General features: G+C 33.7%; 15 protein-coding genes. 9 read left to right on the top strand and 6 right to left on the bottom strand.

Annotation, left to right across the window (positions count from 1 at the left end; translation table 11 throughout):
* Window positions 1–155 precede the first annotated feature (155 nt).
* The 8 genes from J7574_RS07935 to J7574_RS07900 are packed head-to-tail and all read left to right on the top strand — an operon-like array spanning window position 156 to window position 4738.
* Complete coding sequence (locus J7574_RS07935) at window positions 156–563, top strand: DUF2141 domain-containing protein (RefSeq protein WP_290966704.1); 408 nt, start codon at window positions 156–158, stop codon at window positions 561–563.
* A gap of 46 nt (window positions 564–609) precedes the next feature.
* Window positions 610–1230, top strand: coding sequence for a hypothetical protein (locus tag J7574_RS07930; protein WP_290966702.1), 621 nt, complete (start codon window positions 610–612; stop codon window positions 1228–1230).
* A gap of 20 nt (window positions 1231–1250) precedes the next feature.
* Window positions 1251–2588 (top strand): 2TM domain-containing protein, encoded by a 1338-nt coding sequence (locus J7574_RS07925; RefSeq protein WP_290966699.1) that lies wholly within the window; start codon window positions 1251–1253, stop codon window positions 2586–2588.
* Complete coding sequence (locus tag J7574_RS07920) at window positions 2588–2911, top strand: 2TM domain-containing protein (RefSeq protein WP_290966696.1); 324 nt, start codon at window positions 2588–2590, stop codon at window positions 2909–2911. Before J7574_RS07925 ends, J7574_RS07920 begins: the two co-directional genes overlap by 1 nt.
* Window positions 2892–3221, top strand: coding sequence for a 2TM domain-containing protein (locus J7574_RS07915; RefSeq protein WP_290966693.1), 330 nt, complete (start codon window positions 2892–2894; stop codon window positions 3219–3221). Before J7574_RS07920 ends, J7574_RS07915 begins: the two co-directional genes overlap by 20 nt.
* A gap of 2 nt (window positions 3222–3223) precedes the next feature.
* Window positions 3224–3529, top strand: a complete 306-nt coding sequence (locus J7574_RS07910) for a 2TM domain-containing protein (RefSeq protein ID WP_290966691.1) — start codon at window positions 3224–3226, stop codon at window positions 3527–3529.
* Window positions 3530–3543: 14 nt separating this feature from the next.
* On the top strand, window positions 3544–3930 hold the full coding sequence (locus tag J7574_RS07905) for a 2TM domain-containing protein (RefSeq protein ID WP_290966689.1): 387 nt from the start codon (window positions 3544–3546) through the stop codon (window positions 3928–3930).
* A gap of 40 nt (window positions 3931–3970) precedes the next feature.
* Window positions 3971–4738: a LytTR family DNA-binding domain-containing protein gene (locus J7574_RS07900; RefSeq protein WP_290966685.1), complete on the top strand. Its 768-nt coding sequence runs from the start codon at window positions 3971–3973 to the stop codon at window positions 4736–4738.
* Between the two features lie 350 nt (window positions 4739–5088).
* On the opposite strand, the gene J7574_RS07895 is transcribed toward J7574_RS07900, so the two are convergent.
* Window positions 5089–6114, bottom strand: coding sequence for a COX15/CtaA family protein (locus tag J7574_RS07895; protein ID WP_290966683.1), 1026 nt, complete (start codon window positions 6112–6114; stop codon window positions 5089–5091).
* Window positions 6115–6130: 16 nt separating this feature from the next.
* Entirely contained in the window at window positions 6131–7564 is a 1434-nt protein-coding gene (locus J7574_RS07890) for an HD domain-containing protein (protein WP_290966679.1), read from the bottom strand.
* Between the two features lie 364 nt (window positions 7565–7928).
* On the opposite strand from J7574_RS07890, the gene yaaA reads away from it, so the two are divergent.
* Window positions 7929–8687: a peroxide stress protein YaaA gene (gene yaaA / locus J7574_RS07885; RefSeq protein ID WP_290966676.1), complete on the top strand. Its 759-nt coding sequence runs from the start codon at window positions 7929–7931 to the stop codon at window positions 8685–8687.
* Window positions 8688–8871: 184 nt separating this feature from the next.
* Here yaaA and J7574_RS07880 read toward each other — a convergent pair whose 3' ends face one another.
* Genes J7574_RS07880 through J7574_RS07865 form a run of 4 tightly spaced genes read right to left on the bottom strand, consistent with a single transcriptional unit; the run spans window position 8872 to window position 13493 of the window.
* The gene (locus J7574_RS07880) at window positions 8872–10458 is read right to left on the bottom strand and encodes an MDR family MFS transporter (RefSeq protein WP_290966674.1); all 1587 of its coding nucleotides are present in this window, start codon (window positions 10456–10458) and stop codon (window positions 8872–8874) included.
* A gap of 4 nt (window positions 10459–10462) precedes the next feature.
* Entirely contained in the window at window positions 10463–11542 is a 1080-nt protein-coding gene (locus tag J7574_RS07875) for an HlyD family secretion protein (RefSeq protein WP_290966671.1), read from the bottom strand.
* Window positions 11543–11554: 12 nt separating this feature from the next.
* A complete protein-coding gene (locus J7574_RS07870; protein ID WP_290966668.1) occupies window positions 11555–12874 on the bottom strand; it encodes a TolC family protein in 1320 nt (439 codons plus the stop codon).
* Window positions 12864–13493 carry a TetR/AcrR family transcriptional regulator gene (locus J7574_RS07865; protein ID WP_290966665.1) on the bottom strand — a complete coding sequence of 210 codons (630 nt, stop codon included), beginning with the start codon at window positions 13491–13493 and terminating at the stop codon, window positions 12864–12866. Before J7574_RS07865 ends, J7574_RS07870 begins: the two co-directional genes overlap by 11 nt.
* Window positions 13494–13501 lie beyond the last annotated feature (8 nt).

Here is a 13501-nt window from a genome sequence, read left to right as displayed (position 1 = left end):
GTTCAAAGGTTTAGAACCTTAATAGTTAGAAAATCAAATCTTTGCAACTTTGTTTCTCTGTCACTTTGAACCTTTAAAAAAGAGTTTTAATCATCAAAAAAAAAACTTAGAATCTTAGAACCTTAGTAACTCAGAACCTTAAAAAATTAGAAATCATGACCAAAATTATTACAATAACTATTTTATTTATCTGCAACTTAATGTCTGCACAAAATGTGAAATTAACTGTTGCTGTTTCAGGTTTAAAAAACGATACGGGAATTGTGAAAGTAGGATTATACAATTCTGATGGAACCTTTCTTAAAACAACTTACAAAAGTCTTGCTTCCGAAATTAAAAACAATCAAGCGGTTGTAACTTTTGAAAATCTTCCTGCTGGAGAATATGCAATTTCAACTTATCATGATGAAAACAGCAATGGAGTGCTTGACAGAAATGCAATGGGAATTCCATCAGAAGAATACGCAGCTTCAAACAACGCAAAAGGATTTATGGGACCTCCTTTGTATAAAGATGCTAAATTTGATGTCAGTAAAGATTCAAAAGTCGAAATTACCTTCTAATAAATTAATAACTAATCATATAACAAACCATTAAATAACTTATACAATGAAAAAAATCATCACGTTAATCGCATTATTAGTAGTAGCAATAAGTTCAGCACAAACACAATTTGAACAAGGAATGAACAAAGCGTTCGGACTTTGGAAAGAAGGAAAAAATGCAGAAGCTTCTGCTTTATTTGAAAGAATTGCTGGTGCCGAGAAAAATAGTTATCTGCCAAATTATTATGTAGCTTTAATCAATGCAACAGCTGTTTTTACAGAAAAAGACAAAACAAAAATAGATTTGCTGCTTACAAAAGCGCAAGATGCCTTAGATGTTGAATTGATAAAAGATCAAGCCAATTCTGAATTGTATGTAATGCAGGCTTTAATTTACACCGGATATGTTGTAGCTGACCCAATGACAAACGGAATGAAATATTCTAGTAAAGTAATGGAAGCTTACGCAAAAGCAAAAGCATTAGATCCAAATAATCCGAGAGCGGTTTTTGGTGAAGCCGATTATCAGTTAGGCGGTGCAAAATGGACAGGAGTAGACACAAAACCTTTATGTGCGCAAGTTGATAAATCTATTGAACTTTTTAATACTTTTAAACCAGCAACGCCTTATGCTCCAAAATGGGGATTGGACCGAGCATTAGAAATCCAAAAAACTTGTAAATAATTTAATCGTTATAGGCCACCATGATATTAAAACCAAATTTGTTAAAAGCATGTTTAGTTGGAGCAATAGTATTTTTATTTTCTTTTCTAATTCGATTTGCTTCTATAGGTACAGCAGTTTTTACTAAGAATCTTTCTATCTATTTCTTGTATTGCATGCTTTACAGTGTGGTTTTGTATATCGCAAATATCGTTCTTTTTGAGTTTTTAGATAGAGTTTTCAGATCAAATCCGTATTCGTTAAAAAGGATTTTGATTGGCTTCGTAAGTTCGTTTTTTGTATCGATGATTATAATTGTAGTGTTGCGTTTGTTTACAAGTGTAATAATCGATAACAAGACAATTATAGGTTTTCTAGCCAATGAGAAAGCAGAAAATTATATAGAACCTGCAGTAATGACATTCATTGTGTTACTGTTTTTTCACGGACTTAATTTTTATAAACTTTATCAAGAAAATAAGGTTACCCAACAGAAGATTATAGCAGGAACGGCAAATGCCAAATTCGAGAGTTTAAAAAACCAGATCGATCCGCATTTTTTATTTAATAGCTTGAATGTTTTAAGTTCTTTAATTGAAGAAAATCCAGATAATGCACAGCGTTTTACGACTTCGTTATCCAAAATTTACCGCTATGTTTTAGAGCAAAAAGATAAAGAATTGGTTTCGGTTGAAGATGAGTTGTCATTTGCAAAAACCTATATGAATTTGCTGAAAATGCGTTTTGAAAATAGTTTGTTTTACGAATTGCCAACAGAAAATATCAATCCAGAAGCCAAAGTGGTTCCGCTTTCTTTACAGCTTTTGCTGGAGAATACTGTAAAACACAATGTAGTAAGCGAGCAAAAACCACTTCATATTAGAATATTTATTGATAGAGATTATCTGGCAATTCAGAATGATCTTCAGAAAAAAGAAGTTTTGCAGGATAGACAAGGTGTCGGACTTCAGAATATTGTAAACCGATACGGAATTATAACCGACAGAAAGGTGAAAGTTCAAGAGGATGAGAAGAATTTTACCGTTAGGATTCCGATTTTAACCAAACAAATTGCCGTTATGGAAACGAGTGCAGAATATACAGACGAAGCAAGGGCTTACTATAGAGCCAAAAAGCGAGTCGAAGAACTAAAAGGTTTTTATGGAAACATAATTTCTTACTGTTGTGTCATTCCGTTCTTGATTTTTATTAATCTAAGATTTTCACCAGGATTTCAATGGTTTTGGTTTTCTGCTTTAGGCTGGGGATTTGGAGTTGCCATGCATGCTTTTAAAGTTTTTGGTTATAGCTCAGATTGGGAAGAAAGAAAGATTCGAGAAATTTTAGAGAAAGACAATAAGCAAAAGACGTGGAAATAGTGGAAAATAATTTCATAGAGACAGACCGTTATTATGAAGCTCAGAAAAAGGTAAAAAAAATAAGAGGATTTTATGAGCATTTGACCGTTTATGTTTTGTGCAACCCAATAGCGATTGTGGTTAACTTAATGACTTGTCCAGAATACTTATGGTTTATATGGTCTGTAATGGGGTGGGGTGTTGCAATTATTTTACACGGACTTAAAGTCTTTAGCCTTCCGCCTTTCTTTAATAAGAAATGGGAAGAGAGAAAGATTCAGGAAATTCTAGAAAAAGAAAATAAACAACGATTAGCAAGCAATCATGGAAGCAAATTTGAATAACGATCAAGAACAAAAAATACTGCAGGAATTGGCAAGTAAAAAAGTAATTCAGTTGAAATCTTTTTACAAACATTTGTTTTTTTACATCATTGCAGTGATTTTATTTCTTTTAAAAGAATACACCAATCTGCCATTGCAAATTTTTCCAATAAAATATATCAATTGGGTAATTGTGATTCTTTGGACAGCTGTAATGATAGGTTCTGCAATCGATTTGTTTGCTTCTTATAAAATTTTTGGTGATCAATGGGAAGAACGTAAAGTAAGAAGCATTTTAGAAAAAAAGTATAAAAAACAAAAATGGGAATAATTATGGAAAGGAATTTAAGTGAAGAGGAAAAATATATTCAAGCCAAAAAGAAAGTAGAAAATATTAAAGGATTTTATGGAAATCTAGTGGCTTTCGTATTCGTAAACGCGATTTTAATTTTTATCAATTTATATACATCACCAAGTTATTTATGGTTTTTCTGGCCATTATTGTGGTGGGGAGTTGGTGTTGTTTTTCACGGATTAAAAGTCTTTGAAGTTTTTCCGGGAATGGGAAAAGAATGGGAAGAAAGAAAAATCAAAGAATTTATGGAAAAGGAAAAACAGAATAAAAACAAGTGGAAATAATTTAAAGCATAGTTATGGGACGTTTTAGAAGAGAAATGTACGAAGATTACACGCGACAGCATTTTGGAGAGTATACAGACGATCCAAATTATAATGCAGCTTATAGAAGAGTAAAAAGACTTAAGAGATTTTACTCTCATCTTAAGATTTACATTATTGTGAATATTATCATCATTGTATCAAGTTTGACGCGAGATAGATCTGCTGGTCTAATGGTAATGGATTTAAGTGGTTTAACAGAGTGGCACACTTATTCTACTGCATTTTTTTGGGGAATCGGTCTATTAGCGCACGCATTATCTGTTTTCGGAAGTGATATTTTTTTCGGTAATGATTGGGAAAAGAAGAAAATTCAGAAATATATGGAGAGAGACGCCCAAAATAAAAATAAATGGGAGTAAATTTGAATTAATATTTTTTCAATTTTTTACAATATAGTAAATGATCACATTAATTATAGAAGACGAAAAACCAGCGGCGAGATTGCTGCAGAGAAAGCTTGAAAAGTTAGATGTAAAAGTAGAAACCATGCTTCATTCTGTAGAAGAAGCGATTCAATGGTTTGAAAACAATTCGCATCCAGATTTGATTTTTCTAGACATTCAGCTGTCTGATGGTTTGTCGTTTGAAATTTTTGAAAAGATAGATATAAAAAGTGCTATCATTTTTACAACTGCTTATGACGAATATGCTTTAAAAGCTTTCAAATTAAATAGTATCGATTATCTCCTGAAACCAATTGATGAAGATGACCTGGAAACCGCGGTTTCAAAATTCAAATCGCGTCTTCCAAAAGCTGCAGCCGAAACTTCAAACCTGCAATTGGATTTTGAACAGATTCGTCAAATGTTGTCTAATCCTTTTGAGAAAACCTATAAAAAGAGGTTTACAGTTAAAATTGGTCAGCATTTGAAAGTAATTACAACAGAAGAAATTGAATGTTTTTTCAGTGAAAACAAAGGAACTTACATTCATACTTACGATAATCGTGATTATTTGATCGATTCAACTTTAGAAATTTTAGAACAAGAACTAGACAAAAAGGATTTCTTTCGCGTAAGTAGAAAATTTATTGTCCCGTTAAAAGCAATTAAAGAAATTCAGGTCTACACCAATTCTCGTTTAAAAGTGATTTTACCCACTTACAAAGAAGATGAGGTTATTGTGAGCCGAGAAAAAGTGCAGGATTTTAAAAGTTGGTTGGGGTAGTTTTCTTTTTTGAGAAATGTGTGATGTAAAATGTAAAATGTGCAGTTCCCGTAGAACTTTGTGAAATGCATATTTTTATAATTCAACGAATTAATCCTGATAGCTGTCGGAGTTGCTAGAATATATTCCATTCTTGCGGAATTTTCTTTTTGTTTGAAAAAAAGAGCCATCGGCTCGACCAATATTGTAGGGTCGAATTTCAATCCGACCAAAAAATATAGCAATTAGAATTTAGAGAACCATCGGCTCGGTCATGTTGTAGGGCCGGATTTCAATCCAGTTTCGGGTTATATATTAAAACATAAAAAAAGAGCCATTTGGCTCTTTTTTTATGTTTTAATATTTGATTTTTATTTGCTCAATCTATGCAAAGTATACGTCATGGCACTTAAAAGGAAAAACGCCATAATCTGGTGAATTAATCCTAAAGCCAATGGAACGCTGTATAATAAAGTGAAAACGCCAAGTGCAAACTGAATGAAAACAAAAACTACAAGAGTTTTAATTCCGTTTGCCTGAGTTTGGGTAAGCGTATATTTTTTGCTTTTGAAGAAAAGGAAAAGAATCATTGCCACAACAACGTAAGCAAAGGTTCTATGCACAAACTGAACACCGCTTTTTCCTTCAATTAAGTTTTTTACTAAAGAAGACTGTTCAATAAAAACCGATTCGTGAATAAATTCACCATCGCTCATTAATGGCCAGTGATTGTGAATTAATCCTGCATTTAAACCCGCAACAAGTCCACCGTAAATAATCTGTATTAATAATGCTGCCAAAGCATAACGTGCAATATTTCGAAGCGGTAAAATCTTATTGATATTTCTTTCTGGGTAAATTAAATCTAATGCAACCCAAAGCGTATAGGCAAAAGTGATAAAGGCAAATGTTAAGTGCAAAGAAAGTCTAAAGTGGCTCACATCTGGATTGTCGATTAATCCGCTTCTTACCATAAACCATCCTAAGAATCCTTGGAAAGCTCCCATCCCTAAAAGCACTACGCATTTTTTGATTGTGTCTGTATCTAATTTCTTTTTAGCTAAAAAGTAAACAAACGGTACAAAGAAAACCAACCCAATAATACGCCCAATGAAACGGTGAAACCATTCCCAGAAATAAATAAATTTATAATCGGCTAACTGAAAATCGTTATGAATATTGATTTTCTGATATTCTGGAAATTTCTTGTATTCGTCAAAAGCGGCTTGCCATTTGGCTTCTGTTAGAGGCGGGAAGGTGTCGGTTACCAAATGCCAGTCGGTCATAGATAAACCCGAATTGGTTAAACGTGTGATGCCGCCCACGACAACCATTAAAAATAATAAAGCACAACCCGATAGTAACCAGATGATTACTGATTTATTTTCTTTTTTCATTTTTATTAAATACTACTTATTTCTCAACTTTTTTTAAGCCTAATTTTTCAGCTCTTTTAATCACAAAATCATAAGCGGCTTGATATTCGTTTGGAATATCTCCTTCTAAAATAGCTTCTTTTACCGCTTCTTTCAAAATTCCGATTTCGCGTGAAGGCTTCAAATCAAAGATTTCCATAATTTCTTCTCCTGTAATTGGCGGTTGGAAATTACGAACATGATCGCGTTCTTCAACTTCAACGATTTTCTTGCGAACAAGCTCAAAGTTTTTGTGATACTTTTTAAATTTTGACGGATTTTTGGTTGTGATATCCGCTTCACATAAAGTCATTAAGTTTTCTACATCTTCGCCAGCATCAAAAACCAAACGACGAACTGCACTGTCTGTCACAATATCTTGCGCCAACACAATCGGGCGAGAACTCATGATAACCATTTTCTGAACGAATTTCATTTTATGGTTTAAGGGCATGTGCAAACGTTCGAAGATTTTCTTAGCCATTTTTCCGCCTAGGAATTCATGTCCGTGAAAAGTCCATCCCTGTTTTTTAGTGAAACGTTTAGTAGGTGCTTTACCAATATCGTGCAATAAAGCTGACCATCGTAACCAAACGTCATCTGTATTTGGGCAAATATTATCGACAACTTCCAGCGTATGGTAAAAATTGTTTTTATGCGTATGACCTTCAATTTCTTCTACCTGATTCAAAGCTGTTAATTCAGGTAAAATAATATCCAAAAGTCCCGTTTTGTATAAAAGTAAAAATCCGGTTGAAGGTTTATCCGTTAAGAGAATTTTGTTTAATTCGTCAACTATTCTTTCGCCAGAAATAATTTTGATTCTTTCTGCATTTTTAGTGATCGCGTTTAATGAATTTTCTTCAATTTCGAAGTTCAACTGTGTGGCAAAACGGATGGCGCGAAGCATACGCAAAGGATCATCAGAATAGGTAATATCTGGATCCAACGGTGTTTTGATTGTTTTGCTTTCTAAATCTGCCAAACCATCAAACGGATCCAGTAGATCTCCGAAATTATTTTCGTTTAACGATAAAGCCAATGCATTGATAGTAAAATCACGACGGTTTTGGTCGTCTTGTAGAGTTCCGTTTTCAACAATCGGATTTCGGCTGTCACGGTTGTAAGATTCTTTTCGGGCACCTACAAACTCAATATCTGTATCTTCAAAACGAAGCATTGCTGTTCCGTAAGTTTTAAATACTTGAACTTTTGGTTTGTTTGGAAGCAAATCAGAAACTTTAAGCGCCAATTCAATTCCGCTTCCAACTGCTACAACGTCGATATCTTTTTTAGAACCTCGGTTTAAAAGCAAATCACGAACAAATCCGCCGATCACATACGAGTCAACGTTTAATTCCTGAGAAGCTTTCGAAATGATATCGAAGATTTTGTTTTGTAAAGCAGATTTATAGTTTGTTTGTACAGCCACGAATTCAGTAATTTTTGAGTAAAAATGCAATTTGGATTTCAGACGAAATAAAATGCACGCAAATTTACAACATAGAAAATGCCTATTATAATCTGTCGCTCATTTTTTTGAAGAATTTAATAGTTTTTCATGCTGATTTTTGTGAAAGTTTAAAATAGGTTGCCACGAATTACACGAATGAAGACGAATTTTCTTTTTAATTAAAAAAATAATCATTTTAATCTTTAAATCTGTGGCTAGAAAAATTAGTGTAATTAGTGTAATTCGTGGCGAAAAAAAAATATACGTCAATAGAACAAATCAATTGCGATAATCTATTTTTAGAAATTCAATTTGTATTTTTGAATCATACAAAAACGCACAAATGAAAATTGTTATATCTCCAGCGAAATCATTGAATTTCGAAAAAGAATTGCCAACATCTCAATATACTGAACCCTCTTTTTTAAAAGAAGCACGAGTGGTTCATAAAGTAGTAAAACAAAAAAAGCCAGCTGAATTATCAGAATTAATGTCTATCTCAGAGAAACTAGCCGATTTAAACTGGAAAAGAAATCAAGATTGGAAAACGCCTTTTACTCCAGAAAATGCTCGCCCAGCGGTTTACACTTTTGATGGTGACGTTTATACTGGTTTGGATGCTTACACAATTCCGTTAGATAAATTAGATGTTCTGCAAGAGAAGCTTCGAATCTTATCTGGACTTTACGGACTTTTAAAACCGCTTGATTTAATGCAGGCGTACCGCTTGGAAATGGGAACTAGAATGCCGGTTGGCGAATCTAAAAGCCTGCATGATTTCTGGAAACCGACCGTTACAAAGGCTTTAAACAAAGAATTAAAAAAAGGGGAATTATTTGTTAATCTGGCAAGTAATGAATACTTTTCTGCGGTTGATGTAAAAGCTTTAAAAGTACCTGTAATTACGCCTGATTTTAAAGATTACAAAGACGGAAAATTAAAAATGATCAGTTTTTTTGCTAAAAAGGCAAGAGGTATGATGGTTCGTTATATTATCGATACCAATGCAGAAACTATTGACGATCTAAAAGGGTTTAATTACGAAGGTTATCAATTTGACGCGAATCTTTCGAAAGGAAATCATTTGGTTTTTACGAGATAGATTTTTTAGATACTAAGGTTCTAAGTTGCTAAGATTCTAAGTTTTTCTGAAAGAGTCGTAGACTCGAAACATATTGTAGGCAGGGATTTAAATCCCTGCAGGTTTATAATCAAAACGATCATAAAAAACAACGCCGAATTCAATTAAGAATTCGGCGTTTATGCGTATTATAAATCTATTATTATTAATGCATTGCGTCGGCTGCACTAATTTTGTTCTTCCCTTTTTTGATAAAGAGAATAATCGGTATGCAACATAAAAACATAATTCCTAGATAAAGGAAAATATCCATATAAGCCATTACAGTACTTTGTTTCATTACTGAATATTCTATGGCTTGATATGCTTTCTTTAAAGCAACATCTGCGCTATATCCTTTTGCCATGAAAGAGTGCTGCATTCCTGCAATACGCTGCTGCACGTCAAACTTAGCAGGATCTAGGTTATTAATTAAATCTACTCTATGCGATTGGCTGAAACGTGTGATGAAAGTAGTAATGATCGCAATACCAAAAGATCCGCCTAACTGACGCATCATTCCTGTAAATGCTGCTCCTTCACCAATTTGTTTTCCTTTCAAAGTAGAAAGAGAAAGTGTTGTAATAGGAACGAAAAGCAATCCTAAACCAATTCCTCTTAAGATCAATGGCCAATACATGTGCTCAACTCCAGTGTCAGGTGTCATACGGCTGTACATCATAAAGGTAAAGAAGAAGAAAATTAAAAATCCTACTCCAACCATATATCCTTGCGGAACACCTTTCTGAATCATATTACCCACAAATGGCATCATGATTGCTGTGGTAATAGATCCTGGAATCAATAATAAACCAGCATCTGTTGCAGTCCACCCTAAAATTGACTGCGTGTAAATCGGGATAATCAATGTCGATCCGTACAAACCAAAACCCAGAATAAAACACATTACGGTTCCAATTCTTAAGTTTCCGTCTTTTAAAACACTTAAGTTCACGATTGGATGTTTATAAGTAAGCTCTCTCCAGATAAATAAAACCAATCCAAGAACTGTTACAACACTTAAGGTCACGATTAAAGAATCGTTAAACCAATCGTCTTGCTGTCCGTGTTCTAGTACGAATTGTAAAGAACCAATAAAGGTACTCAATAAGATAATTCCCCACCAGTCAACCTGATTTGCTTTTAATTTCTCTCCATATTTCGGACTTCTAACAAAAGTTAAAGCCAAAATCGTAGCAATAATTCCTAACGGAATATTAATGTAGAAAATATAAGGCCAAGAATAATTATCAACCAAATAACCTCCTAAAGGTGGTCCAAGAGTTGGTCCAACAATTACACCCATTCCGTAAATCGCTTGCGCCATTCCACGTTTTGCTACAGGGTAACTTTCTGTAATAATCGTTTGTGCCGTTACTAGGAGCGCTCCACCACCCATACCTTGTACGAATCGGAAAGCTACTAGTTCCCATATATTGGTGGCATTACCACACAAAAAGGAACAGACTGTAAATATTATGATCGAAGCCACAAAATAATTACGTCTTCCAAATTGCTGCGATAGCCAGCTCGTCATCGGAATTACAATAACATTCGCAATCGCGTATGCTGTAATTACCCATGCAACGTCGGTCAAGGTAGCACCAAGACTTCCTCGCATGTCTGTTAGTGCAACGTTTACAATCGTCGTGTCAACAATTTCCAGCAATGCACAAAGTACTGCCGTAATCGTAATGACAACACGTCTGAAACCGTATTCTACTAAATCGTCATCTTGTACTGCTGTTGCCATTTATTTATTTTACATGTACATCTACATCAACATTCATCCCTGGTCTTAAAAGTTTTACTTTTTCAGGATCGTTTGATTGGTCGATACTAATTTTTACTGGTAATCTCTGAATTGTTTTAACGAAGTTTCCTGTTGCATTATCAGGAGGCAATAATGAAAAACGAGATCCTGTTGCAGGAGAAAATGATGTTACAGTTCCTTTAAATTCGTAGTTTGGATAAGCATCAACTTTTAAGCTTACTTTTTGTCCCACAACCATTTTGTTTAATTGTGTTTCTTTAAAGTTAGCTACAACCCAAGCTTCGCTATTATTAATGATATAGAATAAAGATTGTCCTGGCTGAACCAATTGTCCTGGCTGAATATCAACTTTAGAAACCTGACCGTCAATTGCAGCAGTAACAACAGTATAAGAAAGGTTTAAGTGAGCAACATCAAGCATTGTTTTTGCTTTTTTGATATTGGCTGCGGCAACTTCTGTCTGTTTGTCTGAAACTTTAGATTTTGACTGAATAACCGATTTTTGGTAAGAAGTCGCTTTTTGCTGTTGCTCTAAAACTCGAACTTGGTTTTCAGCTTCCTCTTTTGCTGTTAAAGCTTGCTCATATTGTTGTTTTGTAATTGTATGAGTTTTGTACAAGTTATTGTAACGATTGTAATCATTTGTAAGCTGTCTCAATCTAATTTTTGCACTTTCGATAGAACCGCTTGCCGATCTCATTTGAGCATCTGAAACAGAAATACTTGCATAAGCACTTCCGATATCAGCTTTTGCAGCTTCGTATTGACCTTCAGCTCCTAATAAAGCAGCATTAGCTTCATCAATCTTCAATTGATAATCTCTCTTGTCGATAGTAAATAAAGTATCTCCTTTTTTTACATAATCATTATCTTTCACATACACTTTGCTGATGTATCCAGAAACTCTTGGGATAATTGGATTCATTTTTTTCTCGATCTGAGCATCATCTGTTTCTTCGTGAGCTTGACCGTGTAAATATTTTGATATTCCGTAAGTTCCTCCCAATAATACCATTACGGTTAGTATGATGATGAATTTTTTATTTGTCTTTTTCTTTTCCATGAGAGCTATCGATTATATTTTAGAAAGATTGAATGATTGTGATAATTGTCCTGATACTGAAAGTAATTCGTAATATTTTTGAATAATTGTTGCTTTAGATAAAGCAGTTTGAATTTTGGCATTTAAATGTTCTACATCGGCTTCTACCAAATCATTAGTGTCAGATAAACCGTTGTCGAATTTATCTTTTACTAATCTGTAATTTTCTGCAGCTTGCTGAAGCGCTTCGTCATAAACCACACTTTGGTTGATTGCTAAGTCGTAATCTTCAATAGATTTTTGAACTTCAACTTTAATTCGGTCCGTCATAATAGCTTCAGTGTTTTTTACTTCCAAAGCTCTGCTTTCTGCCTCTTTAACATGCACGTTGTTTTTTAGAATTCCTGATAAATCATAAGATAATCCGATTCCGAAATTCATTGCGTATTTTACAGTAATGATATCTTTAAGATCCAACGCTGTATAACCGCCAAGTAATGAGATTGATGGATAATATCCTGCTTTTGCTACTTTAATATTTGCTTCAGAGGCTTTTCCTTGTAATCTAACTGCTTCCAAATCTTTTCTGTTTTCAAGCGCAACAGCATCAGATGTAATAGAATTGCTTGTTTTTAGATTAAAGAAATCTTCTTCGTTTACCTGAATTTTTACACTAGGATCTAATTTAAGTAATGTCGTTAGGTAGTAATTGATGTTATTAATGTTATTATTAGCTTCATCAATAGATAATTGTGTTTTAGAAACTAATAATTGCGCTTTTAATAAATCATTTCTCGGAATAATTCCGTTTTTCTCCAACTCTGTAAAATCAGTAACACGTTGTTTAGCACTTTTTTGGTTCTCATTTAAAACGTCTAAAGTTTTTTGAGCTTTATATAATGCCGTATAATAAGTGATTACTTTTAAAGTAACATCTTCTTTAGTTTTAGCAGCATTGGCAGTTTCTGCTTCGTACATGCTGTCGTAAGCATCAATGCTGTTTTGAATTTTAAATCCAGCAAAAATTGGCAGACTTAAATTTGCCATTCCTATCATAGCTCTATCAGGCGAAGCTAAAGAAGCACTTTGACCTTGATTAGGAAGATCGATTGAGGCTTTTGTTAAACGTTGGTATTGGCCAGAAACTTTAATGTCTGGGTACTGATTATTTTTTACGGTTTTTAATTCGTACATTTTTGTGTTTACCTTAGTATTGGCAAGCGTAACTTCGTTACTCTTTTCCCAAGCCATTTTTACGGCCTCGCCCAAGGTTAAACTTGTTTTTTCTTGTGCTTCTACTGAAGATATTCCGATAAAGAAAACTCCAAAGAGCATTAATTGACTAATTTTCATAAACAAGTAGCGCTTTTATAGTTTGTTGAATGTGCTTTGTAAGATCGTTTTTAATGTAATTGTTAAACTTTTCTTCTGTTTTTAAATCCAATAATTCTTCGAAGAAAGAGCGATTCATGTGAAAGTGAAAAAAGGTTCCAATAATCGTTGGTGTAATAAGTTGGATATTAATATCCTTTCTAAAAACGCCTTGCGCTTGTCCTTGGTTGATGATGCTTTCAACAGATTTTAAATTTCCTTTTTTTAATTCTGTAAAAGCTTGAAGGCTTTTTTCTCTCTTTTTATTGTAAAGTTCAAAATGTAACACTCTGTAAATCCCCTTGTTAAGGCAAATTCTGTTAATGTAAATTTCGATTAATTTATTGACTTTTTCAAGCGGTTGAAGATTTTCCTGTAATAAATTTTCGAGTTGTAATTTTAAATCAACAGTTTTGTAGAAAATTAGAGCTTCTAAGAGCCTTTCTTTTGAACCAAAATAATACGAGACCATGGCAATGTTGATTTTTGCCTCTTTAGAGATATCTCGTATCGATGTACCTTCAAATCCTTTCTCAGAAAACAGCTTTTCAGCAACGTTAAGAATCTGAATTTTTTTATCGTTTAATTCGATGTTTGACATGGTATTGT

The organism is Flavobacterium sp., assembly GCF_017744675.1.
Lineage (GTDB): Bacteria > Bacteroidota > Bacteroidia > Flavobacteriales > Flavobacteriaceae > Flavobacterium.
The sequence above is the reverse complement of the archived record's forward strand: the minus strand, read 5'-3'. Positions and strand labels throughout refer to the sequence as shown.